At 42.6% G+C, this 17553-nt stretch carries 19 protein-coding genes, 9 tRNA genes and 2 riboswitches; of the genes, 26 read left to right on the forward strand and 2 right to left on the reverse strand.

Annotated elements, in window-relative coordinates:
* Positions 1-11 precede the first annotated feature (11 nt).
* From IQ19_RS25555 to IQ19_RS25665, 24 genes are all read left to right on the forward strand, one after another.
* Positions 12-88, forward strand: a tRNA-Asp gene (locus IQ19_RS25555).
* 178 nt (positions 89-266) lie between these two features.
* Positions 267-342, forward strand: a tRNA-Phe gene (locus IQ19_RS25560).
* A 25-nt stretch (positions 343-367) separates the two neighbouring features.
* Positions 368-451: transfer RNA gene (locus IQ19_RS25565), tRNA-Tyr, on the forward strand.
* A gap of 7 nt (positions 452-458) precedes the next feature.
* Positions 459-532: transfer RNA gene (locus IQ19_RS25570), tRNA-Trp, on the forward strand.
* Positions 533-543: 11 nt separating this feature from the next.
* Positions 544-619 (forward strand) — tRNA-His (locus tag IQ19_RS25575).
* Positions 620-642: 23 nt separating this feature from the next.
* Positions 643-717 (forward strand) — tRNA-Gln (locus tag IQ19_RS25580).
* 7 nt (positions 718-724) lie between these two features.
* Positions 725-798 (forward strand) — tRNA-Cys (locus IQ19_RS25585).
* Between the two features lie 170 nt (positions 799-968).
* Positions 969-1042 (forward strand) — tRNA-Gly (locus tag IQ19_RS25590).
* Positions 1043-1169: 127 nt separating this feature from the next.
* A tRNA-Ile gene (locus IQ19_RS25595) sits at positions 1170-1246 on the forward strand.
* Positions 1247-1331: 85 nt separating this feature from the next.
* Positions 1332-1928 (forward strand): hypothetical protein, encoded by a 597-nt coding sequence (locus IQ19_RS25600; protein ID WP_144546325.1) that lies wholly within the window; start codon positions 1332-1334, stop codon positions 1926-1928.
* 816 nt (positions 1929-2744) lie between these two features.
* On the forward strand, positions 2745-2891 hold the full coding sequence (locus IQ19_RS27890) for a hypothetical protein (RefSeq protein ID WP_158638909.1): 147 nt from the start codon (positions 2745-2747) through the stop codon (positions 2889-2891).
* A gap of 13 nt (positions 2892-2904) precedes the next feature.
* Positions 2905-3369, forward strand: coding sequence for a cytochrome c oxidase subunit II (locus IQ19_RS25605; RefSeq protein WP_144546327.1), 465 nt, complete (start codon positions 2905-2907; stop codon positions 3367-3369).
* 14 nt (positions 3370-3383) lie between these two features.
* Complete coding sequence (locus IQ19_RS25610; protein WP_144546329.1) at positions 3384-5078, forward strand: cbb3-type cytochrome c oxidase subunit I; 1695 nt, start codon at positions 3384-3386, stop codon at positions 5076-5078.
* A 65-nt stretch (positions 5079-5143) separates the two neighbouring features.
* Positions 5144-5779, forward strand: a complete 636-nt coding sequence (locus IQ19_RS25615; RefSeq protein WP_144546331.1) for an SCO family protein — start codon at positions 5144-5146, stop codon at positions 5777-5779.
* The gene (locus tag IQ19_RS25620) at positions 5776-6333 is read left to right on the forward strand and encodes a hypothetical protein (RefSeq protein WP_144546333.1); all 558 of its coding nucleotides are present in this window, start codon (positions 5776-5778) and stop codon (positions 6331-6333) included. Before IQ19_RS25615 ends, IQ19_RS25620 begins: the two co-directional genes overlap by 4 nt.
* Before the next feature lie 161 nt (positions 6334-6494).
* Positions 6495-7292 (forward strand): DUF2935 domain-containing protein, encoded by a 798-nt coding sequence (locus IQ19_RS25625; RefSeq protein ID WP_144546335.1) that lies wholly within the window; start codon positions 6495-6497, stop codon positions 7290-7292.
* 33 nt (positions 7293-7325) lie between these two features.
* Positions 7326-7664: a YmaF family protein gene (locus IQ19_RS25630; protein ID WP_144546337.1), complete on the forward strand. Its 339-nt coding sequence runs from the start codon at positions 7326-7328 to the stop codon at positions 7662-7664.
* Between the two features lie 194 nt (positions 7665-7858).
* Positions 7859-8728: a cation diffusion facilitator family transporter gene (locus tag IQ19_RS25635; protein WP_144546338.1), complete on the forward strand. Its 870-nt coding sequence runs from the start codon at positions 7859-7861 to the stop codon at positions 8726-8728.
* A 220-nt stretch (positions 8729-8948) separates the two neighbouring features.
* Positions 8949-9062: riboswitch (TPP riboswitch) on the forward strand.
* 124 nt (positions 9063-9186) lie between these two features.
* Entirely contained in the window at positions 9187-10971 is a 1785-nt protein-coding gene (thiC, locus tag IQ19_RS25640; protein ID WP_144546340.1) for a phosphomethylpyrimidine synthase ThiC, read from the forward strand.
* Positions 10972-11000: 29 nt separating this feature from the next.
* A riboswitch (TPP riboswitch) is annotated at positions 11001-11109 on the forward strand.
* A 100-nt stretch (positions 11110-11209) separates the two neighbouring features.
* Positions 11210-11818 (forward strand): thiamine phosphate synthase, encoded by a 609-nt coding sequence (locus tag IQ19_RS25645; protein WP_144546342.1) that lies wholly within the window; start codon positions 11210-11212, stop codon positions 11816-11818.
* On the forward strand, positions 11819-12940 hold the full coding sequence (thiO, locus tag IQ19_RS25650) for a glycine oxidase ThiO (RefSeq protein ID WP_144546344.1): 1122 nt from the start codon (positions 11819-11821) through the stop codon (positions 12938-12940). It abuts the gene before it with no gap.
* A 15-nt stretch (positions 12941-12955) separates the two neighbouring features.
* Entirely contained in the window at positions 12956-13159 is a 204-nt protein-coding gene (gene thiS / locus IQ19_RS25655; RefSeq protein WP_144546346.1) for a sulfur carrier protein ThiS, read from the forward strand.
* A gap of 1 nt (position 13160) precedes the next feature.
* Positions 13161-13928 (forward strand): thiazole synthase, encoded by a 768-nt coding sequence (locus IQ19_RS25660; RefSeq protein ID WP_144546349.1) that lies wholly within the window; start codon positions 13161-13163, stop codon positions 13926-13928.
* Entirely contained in the window at positions 13925-14944 is a 1020-nt protein-coding gene (locus tag IQ19_RS25665; RefSeq protein WP_144546351.1) for a MoeB/ThiF family adenylyltransferase, read from the forward strand. The genes IQ19_RS25660 and IQ19_RS25665 overlap by 4 nt, the downstream gene beginning before the upstream one ends.
* Positions 14945-15001: 57 nt before the next feature.
* Here the strand turns inward: IQ19_RS25665 and IQ19_RS25670 are convergent, their stop codons facing one another.
* A complete protein-coding gene (locus tag IQ19_RS25670) occupies positions 15002-15442 on the reverse strand; it encodes a hypothetical protein (RefSeq protein ID WP_338422708.1) in 441 nt (146 codons plus the stop codon).
* Between the two features lie 253 nt (positions 15443-15695).
* Here IQ19_RS25670 and IQ19_RS25675 point away from each other — a divergent pair, with 253 nt between their 5' ends.
* The gene (locus IQ19_RS25675; RefSeq protein ID WP_144546353.1) at positions 15696-16205 is read left to right on the forward strand and encodes a VOC family protein; all 510 of its coding nucleotides are present in this window, start codon (positions 15696-15698) and stop codon (positions 16203-16205) included.
* Positions 16206-16311: 106 nt separating this feature from the next.
* On the opposite strand, the gene IQ19_RS25680 is transcribed toward IQ19_RS25675, so the two are convergent.
* Positions 16312-16689: a VOC family protein gene (locus IQ19_RS25680; protein WP_144546355.1), complete on the reverse strand. Its 378-nt coding sequence runs from the start codon at positions 16687-16689 to the stop codon at positions 16312-16314.
* Between the two features lie 197 nt (positions 16690-16886).
* Here IQ19_RS25680 and IQ19_RS25685 point away from each other — a divergent pair, with 197 nt between their 5' ends.
* Entirely contained in the window at positions 16887-17426 is a 540-nt protein-coding gene (locus IQ19_RS25685) for a DUF3267 domain-containing protein (RefSeq protein ID WP_144546357.1), read from the forward strand.
* Positions 17427-17553: the final 127 nt, after the last annotated feature.

A 17553-nucleotide genomic window follows, 5' to 3' on the forward strand; every position in this document is an offset into this window, starting at 1 on the left:
CCCCGCAATCTGGTCCGGTAGTTCAGTTGGTTAGAATGCCTGCCTGTCACGCAGGAGGTCGCGGGTTCGAGTCCCGTCCGGACCGCCATTTTTATTTTATAAAGTTGAATAACTAATATGGCTCAGTAGCTCAGTCGGTAGAGGATTTTAAAAGAATGCAGCTGCGAAGCTTTAACATCATCGAATGGCATGCTTTTAAAATCTACGACAAAGAACGCAGAGCTTTGAAGCACAGCGATCTAACTTTAGGGTTATTAATTTAATATGGCTCAGTAGCTCAGTCGGTAGAGCAAAGGACTGAAAATCCTTGTGTCGGCGGTTCGATTCCGTCCTGAGCCACCATGTTTCCTAAGTCATTTTAGACGATGGAGGGGTAGCGAAGTGGCTAAACGCGGCGGACTGTAAATCCGCTCCTTCGGGTTCGGCAGTTCGAATCTGCCCCCCTCCACCATTTATATAGGGGTATAGTTTAATGGTAAAACGAAGGTCTCCAAAACCTTTGATGTGGGTTCGATTCCTACTACCCCTGCCAGTAGGAAGATGGCGGTTGTGGCGAAGTGGTTAACGCATCGGATTGTGGCTCCGACACTCGTGGGTTCGATTCCCATCAATCGCCCCATTTTTCTTATAAAAGTTCTTCAATGGGCTATAGCCAAGCGGTAAGGCACCGGACTTTGACTCCGTCACTCGCAGGTTCGAATCCTGCTAGCCCAGCCATTTTTAAGGCAGCATAGCCAAGTGGTAAGGCAGAGGTCTGCAAAACCTCCATCCCCGGTTCAAATCCGGGTGTTGCCTCCAAACCATATCTTTATGCGGGTGTAGTTTAGTGGTAAAACCTCAGCCACGAGCGAAACAACTATGACTCATCAACAAGTTGCCTCGACGCATTAACTCCTTTGAATAAACTGCAGAGGAAGAGGCATGAAAGAGCAGAAATAAAGCAAGTAGTTAGTATATCAATTTAATATGCGGGTGTAGTTTAGTGGTAAAACCTCAGCCTTCCAAGCTGATGATGAGGGTTCGATTCCCTTCACCCGCTCCAAAATGAAATGCGTAGGCGACTGTTCAGCTTTGGGAGACGGTGGAGAGCTGGTCTTGCAAATCCTGGTTTTGGATTTGTAGACAGATCGAAGCGGCCGAAAAGCTAGGAGCCGAAGCTAGACTAAAATGGGCCTATAGCTCAGCTGGTTAGAGCGCACGCCTGATAAGCGTGAGGTCGATGGTTCGAGTCCATTTAGGCCCACCATTATACATACCATTTTCAAACTAATCCTATACGGATTAGTTTTTTTTGTTTATATTGAAAAAGAAAGATGTTAAGGGGGATTCATTTGGTCTGGCTGTATATAGCATTATTTATGGTGGCTCTTGTATTGGGAATTTTAGATGTTCCTCAATGGATGTTTTTGCTGATTTTTATTCCTTTTGCATCGGGTATCCTTTATCTAACTATCTATCCGGTTGTTTTGAGCAGAGATATAGATAAGGTTATGAGTTTTTTAATGAAATCCAAACATCCACACTATCAATTTACATATTATTTTTTCAACGGAGAGCTTAATGAGGCCGAGAGGGAAATTCCAAAGATTCGTTCCAAACAGATAAAGACTGTGGACGAAATTATTTTGCTCACAAGGCAAGGGGATTTTGCCAGTGCGAAAAAGCTTTTGCCAGCTTTAAAAGATAGTGTCTACAAGTGGTATTATGGTGCGATGATTGCTATTCATGAGGGTGAGCAAAGCGAGTATAAGCATTATAAAAGGTCAGTGAAGGATAAAACCTATCTAACTTTTCTGGACATAGAGGAGAAAATACGTGAAGGTAAGAAAAGTGAAGCCTTGGCAATGGTTGAGGAGCAAATGAAAAAGCTTAGAGGTGTAAAGCTATTGTCAGCCATTCACTATAAGAAAGAAATAATTGGTAGATAGTATTAGCCTGTCTCGCAACATGGAGGCAGGCTCTTTTCAATTAACGATTTATGGCTCCGCCTTCCCAGATGGAGCGGCCGCTAGTATGGTCAGTTTGAACAGTTTTGAAGTCAACCAGCTTCAGGAAGCCTGGTTCTTCGTTATGATGCTATGTATATCCTCCAGGAGTTTGTCCGTTTGCAAACTTATTAAGGGCAGCTTGGGTTAAACTCATTTCTGAAGCAAGTGGCGGGTTTTGCTGAATTGGCTGATATAATGTCTAATTGCCAATTAAAATGAACCGACTAATCAGAGTCATGAATGCCTGTTAAGGAGGAAAAGCGAAGAAAAAAGGAACTAATCGAAGCACTAGTGACCGTGGAGCGAAAAAGTGAAGACCACGGGAACTAATAGGGCCTAATGACGCCTACGAACGAGTTAGTTAACATTAGAAATAAGAAAAAGAGTGCTGCAGCAAATGCCAGCACTCTTTCTTATTTATTCGCCAATTTATTCAATGATGCAATAAACAGCTGGGCTCAACTTGGATGAATCCGGCATATGATCAATCCCTTTTCAAATAGCATTAAATTCACCTTCATCTTAACATTCATGCGGATTGGTTATTGTTTCAGGAATGTGAACGATTTGTGAACAGCAGACAGTATCAAATGATTAAAAAAGGAGGCGCGAAGCCTTGATAATACTGATTATTTTGGATGATGGGGACTTGCTTTATTAGGAAAAGTTGTGATGGAAGTGTGATGCAGTTCACTTTTGTGAAAAACGTTCTCAACTATGATGTAAGTAAGAAAAAATTAAGGAGGATGATGGAAGGTGGAAACGAAAAAAGTGAACCAGGGTGGAAAGGCAGCCGGGGAACATGGCTCTTTGAAGGGGACCATTTTTTCCGTAACGGTTACCGGGTTAGGGATCTTTATTACTTATTTGATCGTATACGGCCTGTACATGGCCAGATTATAGGGGGGGATAAACAATGATGCATCGCTCTGAGAAAATATGGCTGACATTAAGTTTTGGAATGATTATCGGGTTCATGCTGATCACGGGCTATCAGACATTTGCTTTGGAAATGGGGCCGCCAAGCCATGGTGAACGAATTGATCCGCAAAAAGTGGACGAAACAGCACCGTTTGATCAGCCTGGCATTAAGCAGATAGGCGAGAATGAATATGAAGTGGTCATGACGCTGCAGGTGTTCAGTTTTACACCAAGTGAAATTGAAGTGCCGGCTGGTTCTACTGTTCATTTTACACTAACTTCAAAAGACGTGGTTCACGGGTTCCAGGTTGCAGATACGAACTTGAATGCGATGGTTGTTCCTGGCTATGTACAAAAAATTACCCAGAAGTTTGATAAGCCAGGTGAATATTTAGTTCTGTGCAATGAGTACTGCGGTGCGGGCCATCAAATGATGAGCACGACGATTACGGTCAAATAAAGGGGGGATAGACAGTGGAAACAATCATAAGAAATTCTGGAAAAACACAAGTTTTTAGAGAAAAAGCAAACAAGGTTATGGGGATCAGCCTGGAGGATGCAAGATTAACGAAATCATATTTATCTGTTGCTTTCTTAGCCATCCTGCTCGGCGGAATGCTTGGTTTATTGCAAGGGTTAAACCGGGCTGGAATGCTCGAATTGCCTGTTTGGCTTAACTATTATCAAGTATTGACTGCTCACGGACTTTTGTTAGTTGTCGTACTGTCCGCTTTCTTTACAATCGGCTACTTTTACGCAGGACTTTCCCATACGTTGGGCGGACTGCTTCCTAAGGTCAGAAAGATGGCCTGGATCGGCTTTTGGATGAAGATTTTCGGATTTGTATTAGCAGTTATTCCGATTTTAATGAATGAAGCATCTGTTATGTATACATTCTATCCGCCAATGGCTGCTTCACCGATCTTCTATATTGGATTGGTGTTCATCGTCCTTGGGGTGTGGATGTGCGCATTCGGTGCCTTCATCAATGTGGCGAGCTGGAGAAAACGAAATCCAGGCCAGCATATTCCGATTCTCTCTTTCTTTGCAACCGGTGTATTCGTTCTCTTATTCTTTGGAAGCCTTCCGGTTGCGATTGAAGTATTCACGATTATTCCATGGGCTTTCGGATGGGTGGAAACGATTAATGTCATGGTTGCACGTACACTGTTTTGGGCTTTCGGCCATACGCTCGTTAATATTTGGTATCTAACAGCGGTTTCTGCCTGGTATGTCATTGTGCCGAAAATCATCGGCGGCAGAAGATGGAGTGATCTTTTAACAAGGATTGTCGTTATTGCATTAGTTATGATGAACATTACCGGTGGATTCCACCATCAGATCATTGATCCTGGTATTTCGGAGCCAGTGAAATACATGCACGTATTTATGAGTTTAGCAATTGGCTTCCCATCCTTGATGACAGCTTATGCGATGTTTGCGGTATTTGAACGCACAGCCAGAAAGAAAGGCGGAAGAGGCCTTGTTGGCTGGTATAAAAAGTTGCCTTGGGGCGATGTTCGCTTCCTCGCTCCGTTTATTGCGATGGCTGCCTTTATTCCAGCCGGAGCGGGCGGAATTGTACAAAGCACAAACCAATTGAATCAGGTTGTCCACAACACCATGTGGATCGTGGGCCACTTCCACCTAACACTTGGAATGTCTGTTGTGATGACATTCTTCGGCATCAGCTACTGGCTTGTTCCTTATGTGTCAAAAAGAGTGCTGACACCCCAGATTAATAAATTGGGTGTTATTCAAACCATTATTTGGACCATTGGTATGGTGATCATGTCTGGTGCGATGCACTGGGTCGGATTATTGGGATCTCCAAGAAGAACGTCTTATTCCACTTATTTTGACAATGCAACGGCTCTAAGCTGGGATCCATACCTATTCTTCCTGGCAATCGGCGGTACGCTGTTGATGATCGGTGTGCTAATCCAGGTGTACGCAGTATTCTACCTCATGTTCTTTGCGCCAAAAGGAAACACCGAATTCCCGGTTGCGGAAGTGGAAGAGGATGCCGCGCCAACGCCAAGATGGACAGAGCGCTGGGGCTTATGGATTGTGTGTATGCTTGTCCTTGTTGGCATGGCTTATGTCATCCCATTAGTAGATTTCATTGTCAATGCGCCTCCAGGCTCACCGCCATATAAGACCTGGTAAATGACAAGTGGAGGGAGATAGCTCGATGCAGGGCTATCTCTTTCTTTTAAAAGGAAGTGATGATCATGTTTCCAAAGAATAGAACGGCTCTATCTAGCCTGCTTGTGCTGCTGTTTGGTGTGATCCTGTTTTATATAGGTACCGACGGGTTTCAGGTCTTTACGGCAGAAACAGCCCGTGTGAACCAGCTGATGGATGAGAAGCCCCAGTTTCCGGATGTCACGCTTGAAGATAATAAAGGAAGAAAATATTCTTTTTCCGAGTTTGAAGGGAAGTATGTGTTTATTACTTTTTTGTACACATCATGCGGAACGGTCTGCCCTGAACTGGAAGTCAATATGTCTGAAGTGTACAACAGGATCCCAAAAGAATACATCGGAAAGGATATTCAGTTTCTGAGCATCAGCTTCGATCCGGAACGGGATGATCCTGAAACGCTGGACACATATCGAAAGGCATTTGGAAGTGACGGAGAAACGTGGAGAATGGCAAGGATAACGGATCAGCAGGAATTGCAGTCATTATTGGACCGGTTCGGTGTCATCGTTATACCGGATGAGTACGGCAATTTTGCCCATAACTCGGCTTTTTATCTGGTGAATCCTGAAGGACGGTTGATTGAAGTCATGGATTACACACTGATTGAGGATGCGGCGGATCAGGTAACGAAGATACTGCAGAGCGGAGGGGATGAGAGATGAAGCAATCAGGCTACGGTTTCTTGCTGCTTCTTGCGTTAATGCTCCCGCCTGTATCGAATTTGCTGGAATCGATCATGATTACCCATATGCATATGCAAATGCCCATGCTTGTGTTTGCGGGGTTTTTGATGGCCAAGTTTTTTCAAAAACGTTTTCCGCAGTTCTTTGAAAAATGGAACGAAAACGGGCTGCCGGGCATCTTGCTGTTTACCATCATCATGGTGTATTGGTCCCTTCCAAGGACGATGGATGAAGCCTTGACGATGACGAGTGTGGAAGCTTTTAAATTCTTTTCGCTCCCATTTTTGGCGGGAGTGCCTTTAAGAGACAGCTGGCGAAAGCTAAGCTCTTCTTGGAAACATGCTCTTATTATTTTTTTTACTGTTTTATTTTTAGGCATGGGCTGGCTGTATATATGGTCCCCTGTGCAGCTGTGCAACAACTATTTAGTAATCGAACAGATTACGCTCGGATGGGGCTTTATCACGACAGCGTTCGCTATGGTCGTGTACTTGGTTTATAGCTATTTTATGGATTTTTCGAAATATGAATAACAGGATGCCTGCTGCCGCTTTGACAGCAGGTTTTTTCTGCTTGAATGGCTTGTCTTTTTCAAATGAGGAGCATGGCAAGAAACAAAAACAGAGTTAGTTAGTATTAGTGCTAACAATCCTTCATATATATGAGAAGGAAGTGTGGAATTAGGGGGGATAGCATGGCAGACCCAATTGTTGCAAGGTCGCTGGATGAAATTAGATTTTGGTCCAGGATTATGAAAGAACATGCTTTATTTTTAAGTCTGGGGTTTACGTACGAACAGAAACAATTAATTGCCGAAGCGCAGCAGTTTATCACTCTATTTGAAAGAATAGAGGAAAGGCTGGCTAGATTTACAGTCAACTCAGAACTAGGCCAAGTGCAAGCTTTTAATAACGAAGTTTATCAAGCAGCAGCTGCTATCTGGAGCTATAAAAGGAAAGTACTGGGTCTGACATTAAGATGTGAAATTCGTTCAAATAATTATCCTTTATTAATCGACCATATCAGCAGAGAAGCAGCTTATTTTGCCAATCGATTAAAAGAACTCAATGCCGGGATACTCGCTCCAAAACCTGAAGCAATTATTGAAGAGAATGTTTTCTTTCTAAAAATCATGGCAGATCACGCAAAGTTTATCGGACATCTTTTAGATCCTTCAGAAAGAAAGTTGGTTGAGCAGGCCAGAGAGTTTAGCCATGATTTTGATCAATTGGTGTTCCAGGCTGTTGATCTTGAATCGATGCAGCCACAATCAAAAACGAAACCTTTACTTAGTCAATTTTTAAACCAGAATAAAGTATCAGTTGCTTCGTTAAGGGACTTCAAGAAAACAGCAAGAGAATTAATTGAGGCATGCCGCATTAAGAGCAATATTCACCCTCTTCTGGCTGACCATACATTCAGAGAAGCTGAAAGGTTTTTGGAGATCATAGATTTGTTTGAGGCTAGTCTGAAAAGGCCTAAATCTTTCTGAATGAAAAAATTTTTTTAAGTGAGGATAAAGTAAATGGCTAAGACAGGAAAAAATGATTTTGTAAGCGGATTTGTTCCACACCATAATCATGGGTCTGTAGATTATACTTCGGTAAATGACGGGCATGTTCACCAATGCCTGGATGTCTCTTCTCCGCCCATTCCAACTCAGGATCAAAACCATATTCATTATGCGGAGGGATATGTTGTATTTGAAGATGGACACACCCACTACTATAAGGCATACTCCGGACCAGCGATTCCAGTAGGAAATGGAATGCACGTCCATTACTATGATTTTTATACAACTGAGGATGATGGACATCGGCACCGGATAAGGGGTGTTGACCAGCCAGCTCCAGGTAATAAATAGTCTATATGAATAATAACCAAACTAGCCAACCTATTAATAGGTTGGCTAGTTATGCTTAATTATTAATAATATTTTTCCCTCATTCAACTTACTTGTATGCTGCCTATTTAGTTAAAAGTGTCCAAAAAGATTGCTCTAGACCCACCTGTATTTTAGTTGGTAATATAGTCAAGTGCTATATAGGGGGCAAGAGTATGGAAGAGCAAAAGTATAAGGATCTTAAATTGGGAGAGCAGGCTGCCATCATTAGTATTGCGGCTTACATATGTCTTTCTTTCCTAAAACTAGTAATTGGTTATATGAGCGACTCTGCTGCATTGAAAGCAGATGGCCTTAACAATACAACCGATATCATAGCATCTGTTGCTGTCCTCGTTGGCTTGAGAATTTCACAGAGGCCGCCTGATAAAAACCATGGGTATGGACATTGGAAAAGTGAAACGATTGCATCGATGGTTGCATCCTTTATTATGGCAGCGGTGGGGCTGCAAGTGCTGATGAATGCTGTCTCCTCCATGTTTGGAGAGGTGCAGGAGTCCCCTGACATCATGGCCGCTTATACAGGCCTATTTTCCGGCCTGGCCATGTACTTTGTTTATCGTTACAACAAAAAATTAGCCGTGAAAATTAACAGCAAAGCTGTAATGGCAGCGGCAAAGGATAATATCTCTGATGCTTGGGTAAGTATTGGGACCGCCGTTGGGATATTTGGTTCACAATTGAATATGCCCTGGCTTGATCCAGTGACTGCCATTATTGTCGGTCTTTTAATATGCAAAACAGCCTGGGATATTTTTAGGCAGGCTTCCCATGATCTTTCAGATGGCTTTGATGAAAATAAAATCAAACACTATCAGGATGTCATTGTAAAAGTAGATGGGGTTAAAGGGATCAAAGATATTAAAGGAAGAAGCTATGGAAACAATGAAGTCATAGATGTAGTCATTCTTGTTAATTCCACGCTGGATATTAAAGAAGCCCATGATATTGCGACACATGTGGAGAAAGTGATGATGAATGATTATGGGGTGTATGATGTTCATGTTCATGTGGAGCCGAATTAAGGAAAGCAAGAAATAAATAAAATGTCTGTTGCCGGTTTGGACAGACTACCCTGGGTGATAGGCTAAAAGGATGTACAATAGTATAAAGGCCCTGGATAACGATTTTCGACTGCTCCTGCTGTAACGGGAAAGCAGTAAATTTTTGGTGAATATTGGAGGAGTTTTTAAAAAAATCTTTCATTTGTTTCAATCTTTATGTATACTGAAGTTAAATTTTAATAGCAATAACTAGGGGTGCCCAATAGTTTGGGCTGAGAAAGAAACACGTTAAGTTTCTTGACTCTTTGGACCTGATCTGGATTATACCAGCGTGGGGAAGTTAGTGAGTGCAAAAGTTTTTTTGTACAAAACATCTGCGGTTAAGCCGGTCCATATTCATGTGGACCGGCTTTTTTACATATCTGGCACTTCCTTGGTTCTAGATCTTGTCCACACATTTTTATAAGGGAGAGATTCGAATGACTGCAAGTTCATTAAATCAAGAGCATATTTCCATTATGTCGAGCTTTACAGGCAGCAAAAAAATCTATGTGGGAGGATCCAGACCTGATATGAAGGTTCCTATGCGTGAGATTGAACTAAGTCCCACTAGCGGAACTTTTGGAGAAGAAATCAATCATCCGGTTCGCGTATATGATACGAGCGGCCCTTATACGGATCCTCAATATGTGGCAGATCTTAAAAAAGGTCTTCCTGCACTAAGAAGCCGGTGGATTCTTGAACGAGGGGATGTTGAAGAGTATGAAGGGCGGAAAATTAAGCCTGAGGATAATGGGTATCAAAAGGAGAATGATCCCCGTGCCAATCATAAAGTTTTTCCGGGATTAGACCGCAAGCCATTACGTGCGGTAAAAGGAAAAAATGTTACTCAGCTTCACTATGCCAAAAACGGAATCATTACTCCTGAGATGGAGTTTATAGCCATTAGAGAAAACATGGACCCGGAATTTGTCCGATCTGAAGTAGCCAGGGGCCGGGCAATCATTCCTGCTAATATCAATCACCCAGAAACAGAGCCAATGATAATAGGAAGGAATTTCCACGTTAAAATTAATGCGAACATAGGAAACTCTGCTGTTTCATCCTCTATTGAAGAAGAGGTTGAAAAAATGACCTGGGCTACTCGCTGGGGAGCAGATACGATCATGGATCTATCCACAGGTAAAAATATTCATACCACACGTGAATGGATAATCAGAAACTCTGCAGTTCCAGTCGGCACAGTTCCAATCTATCAAGCCCTCGAAAAGGTTAATGGCATTGCCGAGGATCTTACGTGGGAGGTTTATCGTGACACCCTAATTGAACAAGCGGAGCAAGGGGTTGACTACTTTACCATTCATGCAGGTGTCCTTCTTCGGTACGTTCCGTTAACAGCAAAACGGTTAACCGGAATTGTATCGAGGGGCGGATCCATTATGGCCCAGTGGTGTTTGCATCATCATAAAGAAAACTTTTTATATACTCATTTTGAAGAAATCTGCGAGATTATGAAAACCTATGATGTGGCTTTCTCCCTGGGGGATGGTCTTCGGCCGGGATCGATTGCAGATGCCAATGATGAGGCTCAATTCGCAGAACTCGAGACACTTGGGGAACTGACCAGAATTGCCTGGGAACACGATGTGCAGGTTATGGTAGAGGGACCGGGCCATGTTCCAATGCACCTAATTAAAGAGAATATGGATAAACAATTGGAAATCTGCAAGGAAGCGCCATTCTACACACTTGGCCCCCTTACCACTGATATAGCTCCCGGATATGATCATATTACCTCTGCAATCGGGGCTGCCATGATAGGCTGGTTTGGAACAGCAATGCTTTGCTATGTTACCCCCAAAGAACATTTGGGCTTGCCAAATCGAGATGATGTTCGCGAGGGTGTCATTACTTATAAAATAGCTGCGCATGCCGCGGATTTGGCAAAGGGCCACCCAGGTGCACAAAAAAGAGATGATGCCCTGTCAAAAGCCCGGTTTGAATTCCGCTGGAGAGACCAATTCAATCTATCACTGGATCCTGAACGTGCTTTGGAATACCATGACGAGACTTTGCCGGCTGAAGGGGCAAAAACAGCACACTTTTGTTCCATGTGCGGGCCAAAATTTTGCAGCATGAGAATTTCTCAGGATATCCGCAATTATGCTCAGGAGCATAAGCTTGGCACGAAGGAAGCGATAAAGAAAGGCTTGGAAGAAAAAGCAGATGAATTCAAACAAGCGGGTGGAAATATTTATCAGTAAAAATAATCTTTTCATCATTTAATAGGAATTACATCCGCTGGGGGTGCCTGTTTGCAGGTTGAGATTGAAGTAAATACTTTAAGACCCTTAGAACCTGATCTGGAATATACCAGCGTAGGGAAGTGGAGGAGCGGGGATTTTAATAATCCCCGTACAGCCGCTTTCTTTTTTAGGAGGTGGTTTTTTATTTGTAAAACAAGCAAATTAGCGACATTAAAAAAGGAGGGCAGATATCGCGATGAGGAAACAGCTGCATGTAATATCGGATGGAAAGCTTTCTTTAGAGGCTTTCGCTGAAATAGCAGGTGAACTGGAACCCTTTACAGATAGATTCCACTTACGGGAAAAACACCGAACCTCAAGAGAGCTATATACAGGAGTAAAGATGCTTCTTAAAAAGGGAATCCCTACTCATAAAATCGTTATAAATGATCGGGTGGATGTTGCCTGGGCGTTTAAAACGGGTGTGCATCTTGCTTTTCACAGTCTGCCGATTCATATTGTAAAAATGCATTTTCCGGATATACGAATCGGCTGTTCCGTACATTCTCTTGAGGCAGCTGAAGAGGCAACAAAACAAGGTGCAGATTATATTCTGTTTGGCCACATTTTTGAAACCGATTCTAAGAAGGGAGTCCCGCCAAGAGGAATTGGGGCATTGGAGGCTCTTAAAAAGAGAAATGATATCCCAGTATTGGCTATTGGCGGCATTAAACCTGAGAACGTTCCTGAAGTTTTGGGGGCGGGAGCAGATGGCATTGCTGTGATGTCAGGGATTTTGCAGGCAAAGGATCCTATTGAGACAGCAAAGCTATTTTTAAAGAAATTAAACGAGGAGGGACAGTGAATGAGAAAAGTGTATGACGCCGTTATTGTTGGGGGAGGCATTAATGGAAGCTCCATTGCTTTTCAGCTAGTTAAAAGAGGATATAAAGTGGCCGTTTTGGAAAAGGGGAAAATAGCCGGCAAGGCTTCCGGAGCCGCAGCAGGAATTTTAGGTGCACAAACGGAGTTGACAGAAGATGGCCCGCTGTTCCAATTGGCATGTAAAAGCCGAGGCATGTTTCCGACCCTTGTCCCTGAACTGGAAGAGCTATCACATGTACATATTGGCTATGAAAATAAGGGCATGTATAAAGTGGCAGCTGATGAAGATCAAGAGCTTGAATTAAAAAGACTAATAGAAAGCCAGCGAAAAGCGGGTGAGCAGGCTGAGTGGCTTTCGATTAATGAGGTGATCAGACGAGAGCCATCCGTGTCTGACAAATTGCTGGGTGCCATGTATATACCAAATGATGGCCAGGTCCAAGCATATGATTTGTCACTTGCCTTTGCAAAAGCTTCAAGGGCCCTCGGCGCAGAAATCTATGAGTATACAAGTGTATCAGAGTTTATTTTAAAAGATGAAAAAGTTCATGGGGTCATAACCGACCTGGGAGAATTCCTGGCAGAATCCGTTATAGTCGCCACCGGAGCCTGGAGCAGGATGCTTCTTGAAAAAACAGGCTTGTCACTGCCGATTATTCCGGTTAAAGGAGAATGCTTCTCGGTCGTTGCCGAGAAACCGCTTGTAAAAGGGACTATTTTTTCACATGGATGCTATATCGTTCCTAAGCAATCAGGGAGATTAGTAGTAGGAGCGACCGTTAAGGTAAATTCATTTGATGAGAAGGTGACTCTTGAAGGGATATCTTCGCTGATGGAAAAGGCGAAAAACCTGATTCCGGACATAGCGAATGCTGAATGGGAGCGTGCTTGGACAGGAATCCGTCCGCAATCGGCTGATGGCCAGCCTTTTTTAGGAGAACATCCTGCCTGCAGGGGATTATATATTGCGGCTGGTCATTTCAGGAATGGGATCCTCCTTGCTCCGGCAACAGGAGAGCTCATGGCAGACATCCTCGAAGGAAAAACGGAGACATCAAACCCATTCGAGCTGTCCCGCCTTGAATCTTTAGTCCATATGTAAAAAAGGGGTGCTTACATGAAAGTTATCATTAATGGGGAGAGTATTCAGCTTCCGGATACAGTCAAACGTGTTTCTCTTTTGCTCAAACATTTCGAGCTGGAGCAAAAGGTAGTCATTGTTGAATTAAATCAAACTATTTTAGATAAATCGATGCATGCTGAAACCGTTTTAACAGATGGAGATCGAATTGAAATCGTACACTTTGTAGGAGGCGGATGATATGCTGAAAATTGGACCATATGAATTTAACTCACGGCTGCTGCTGGGAACTGGAAAATATCCAAATTTTGATGTTCAGAAGGAAGCGGTAGAAGCTGCTGATACTGAAGTGCTTACGTTTGCTGTACGCCGCATGAACATTTTCGAAGCGAATCAGCCCAACTTTTTGGAAAAGCTGGATTTAAAGAAATATAAATTGCTGCCCAACACGGCGGGAGCAAGTACAGCCGAGGAAGCTGTCCGGATTGCCAGGCTATCCAAGGCTTCAGGGCTTTGCGACATGATCAAGGTTGAGGTAATCGGGTGCAGCAAGACACTCCTCCCTGATCCGGTTGAAACACTTAAAGCAGCAGAAATCCTATTAAACGAGGGCTTTATCGTCCTTCCGTATACCTCTGATGATGTAGTCCTTGCAAGAAAGCTGGAAGAACTGGGCTGCCATGCGGTCATGCCATGTGCTTCGCCAATTGGTTCAGGGCAGGGAATTATCAATCCTGTTAATCTACAATTTATTATTGAACAGGCTACAGTGCCGATTCTTGTGGACGCCGGGATTGGGAGCCCGGCAGATGCGGCATTGGCCATGGAGCTTGGGGCTGACGGAGTCTTATTAAATACTGCTGTTTCCTCTGCCAAAGACCCGGTCAAAATGGCAAAAGCAATGAAACTGGCCATTGAAGCAGGGCGGTTAGGCTACGAGGCCGGCAGGATGCCCAAAAAACAGTACGCAACAGCAAGCAGCCCGGCGGAAGGAATGGTTGTTAGTTGAATGTGCGATACTCCCGCCAGATCTTATTCCCTCCAATCGGCAAAGAAGGCCAGAAAAAGCTTGGAGAAAAACATGTTTTCATTGTGGGGGCAGGTGCATTAGGTGCTGCAAACGCTGAAACCCTCGCAAGGGCAGGCGTCGGCAAACTAACAATTGCCGATCGCGATTATGTGGAATGGAGCAATCTGCAGCGCCAGCAGCTTTATTGTGAAGAAGATGCTGACCAAAAAACGCCAAAAGCCATTGCCGCAGCTAACCGATTGAAAGCCATTAATTCAGAGGTCCAAATCATCCCCCGCATCATGGATGTTGGGGTACAGGAATTAGAAGAGCTGATTGAGGGTGTAGATTTAATCATTGACTCAACAGACAATTTTGATATTCGCTTTCTAATCAATGATATCGCTCAAAAGCAAAGGATTCCATGGATCTATGGAGGCTGTGTTGGAAGCTACGGATTAAGCTATACTATTTTGCCGGGGGTTTCACCTTGTCTGCAATGCTTAATGGACAAACTGCCATTAGGGGGAATCACCTGCGATACGGCGGGTGTTATTCAGCCTGCCATTCAAATGGTTGTCTCTCACCAGTCTGCAGAAGCATTAAAAATATTAGCAGAAGACTTCGAATCATTACGGGGGACACTTGTCTCTTTTGATATTTGGAAAAATCACTATAGTTCTATTAATGTGTCTTCCCTAAAAAATTCGGAATGCCGATCCTGTGGACCTAACCCGTCATACCCTTTTCTGGCTTATGAAAATCAGACAAAGACAGCGCTGTTATGCGGCAGGGATTCCGTTCAAATAAGGCCTTCAGCCCTTCAGAATATTGATTTTGCCTACCTGGAAAAAGTCCTGGTGTCTCAAGGAATCAAAGTAGAGAGCAATCCTTATTTGCTTTCGTTTTCGATCGGCGAGAAGAGGTTGGTCGTCTTTAAAGATGGAAGAGTGCTGGTTCATGGGGTAAAAGACGTTCTCCAGGCTAAAAACCTGTATCATCGCTATTTAGGTTAACGTAAACAGAAAAATGCGCCTCCGAATTATATATCTGGGGGCGCATTTTTATTTGCCTTAGCGGCTTTTTAACAGAAGTTTGTCCAATTCCCGTACTTGATCATAAGCATGTACTAGATGTTCAGGTACCAATGTCCGTCCATATTCCCACGAGTTTCTTTCGATTACAGACATCAGCTGCGCTATTTCCTCATCTTCTCCGTACATTAAAGTCTTGATATCATGTTTGTTTTTCTTGAAATCCAGATAATAGCCGATTTCATGATAAAGAAGCAATTTGACAATATTTTCTTCAGTCTCTCTGATTTTGAAATTAATTTTTGCTATGTATCCGTTCACTTGCAGGTAGTTAAATTTTATTGTATTGGTTGAAACGTTATAGTTCATAGGAGCATTAAGTTTATTGTTGAATTCATAGTTTATATTCAAACGATGTTCGGCTAAGGTGTTTTTAATAATCTTCTCGATATCCCAAATATAAAGCACTTTGTTTATCACAATCCTTTCCTATAATTTGTGCCGTTGACTTGATTATACAAGCATGCTGGAAAGGGGAATAGGCTTTTCAGGTGAAATAGGTCTAATTGGTTAGAAACTGGCAGAATCTGAATAAAGATACGGTAAACCGTTAATGTTAAACGGGGGATTTGGATCATGAACAGTATAGTGAGTTAAAGAAATAGCAGGTAATTTAAATTCTATTTAGGTTAGAATGGGTGATAAAGGAAGCAGTTTGATAGGAGCTGGGACGATGAATAATAAAATCCAAAAAATCACCGCTAACTTGTGGTTCAATACGGAAGCAGAAGAAGCAGCGAAGTTTTATACCTCCATTTTTAAGAACTCCGAGATCAGCCAGATTATTCGCTATGGAAAAGAAAGACATGAAATTAGCGGCAAGTCAGAGGGATCTGTTATGACAGTAGAATTTCGGCTGGAGGGGCAAAAATTCGTTGCTTTAAATGGTGGTCCTCAATTCAAATTTTCAGAAGCTATCTCCTTTATTGTCCATTGTGAGAATCAAGAAGAAATAGACTATTACTGGGATAAGCTATCTGAAGGTGGAGACGAGAAAGCGCAAGCGTGCGGGTGGCTGAAAGATCAATACGGCGTATCATGGCAAATTGTACCGGATGATTTAAGCGAAATGATCAGCGGCCCTGATTCTGAAAAATCGGAAAGGATGATGAAGGCACTGCTTCAAATGAAGACTAAATTAGATTACAATCTTTTGAAGAGAGCGTATGAGGGGGAAGGCTAAACTAAATTTCATCCAAGAATCGTCTTTGATAAAAATGAATTCAAGTTTTCATGTAAAAAGACCTGTCACAGCTGCTATTAACAGAACGTAGACAGGTCTTTTTCGGTTATTTATCTTCTCTTAACAAATAGTCATTGCCATCCTGATCTTTAAATGTAAACATCGTTCCGAATGGCATTCTTAACATGTCCTCAACTTCTACCCCATTTTGCTTCATTTTCTCATAAGCGGATTCAATATCCGTTGTGCTGAAAAGAATGGATGGATGGGCAACAGCAGAAGGATTTTGCTGTTCCATTGCTGACTTGGAATAGAGAACTAAAGTGGTAAACTCGTCATCGCTTGGCCCGACTTCTAACCAAGTGGCATTTGGTCCCATTGGCTGTTCAAGTTTTAAGACAAAGCCCATTTTATTCAGCCAAAATTCCTTTGCTTGTTCTTGGTTTTGGACATAAATAGTGATTTTTCCAATCTTATTGATCATCGTGAAATCTCCTTAAATTCATTTGCTTATAAAGTGAGTTTATCAATCTAAAATGGTAAAAGCAATTTCAGTTATGGTGAACGCTGTTACTTTTAAGGGGCTGCTATAATGATAGATTTTATAAATGGAAAAATATGAAACTTTACTGTTTTTCATCCGTAAAATAAAAGAGGATTCATTTGTGCGGGGGTGAAGAATTGGATAAAAGGAAAGAAACAGTTGTTTCCATTTCTATGATGAAATTGCAAATTTATTTGTTCATTGCGACCATTGTGATGATATTTGGTGTGCTCTTTTTACATGCTGCACTTTATAGTGAAGGGGCTATCCACTTTAACTTAGCCGGTTTTCTTTTATTTTTAGCCGCTATGATTGTGGTTATTATTTTACATGAAGCGATACATTTGACTGGTTTTCGTTATATTGGCGGTGTGCCGTGGAAAGAGATGTCCTGGGGTGTCAATTTGAAATTATGTGTGGCTTATGCTCATGCAAAGCGACCCGTAACCGTCCAGCAAATGAAAAAAGTTTTACTTCTGCCATTCATACCCACAGGCCTGCTGCCGATTGTCCTTGGAATCGCAATGAACTTGCCTTCTGTATCCATTCTGGGGGCCTTATTAACAGCAGGCTGTTTTGGCGATCTTGTTTTATATCAGAAGCTATTAAAGTTTTCAGATGATTCCCTGGTTATTGACCATCCAACGAAACCGCAATTTACGGTTTATGAATCATAACGCTGCCAGGCAGGTGATTTTTATGCCAGCTGCGAGAACTGTGACTTAAGGACAGTTGCCATCAAGGTTGCTTCGGCTTGAATTTGTATATAGATGTCCTTCAAAGGGAAGATGAAGGACATTTTGG

Source organism: Cytobacillus oceanisediminis (assembly GCF_007830235.1).
Taxonomy (GTDB): Bacteria; Bacillota; Bacilli; order Bacillales; family Cytobacillaceae; genus Cytobacillus; species Cytobacillus oceanisediminis.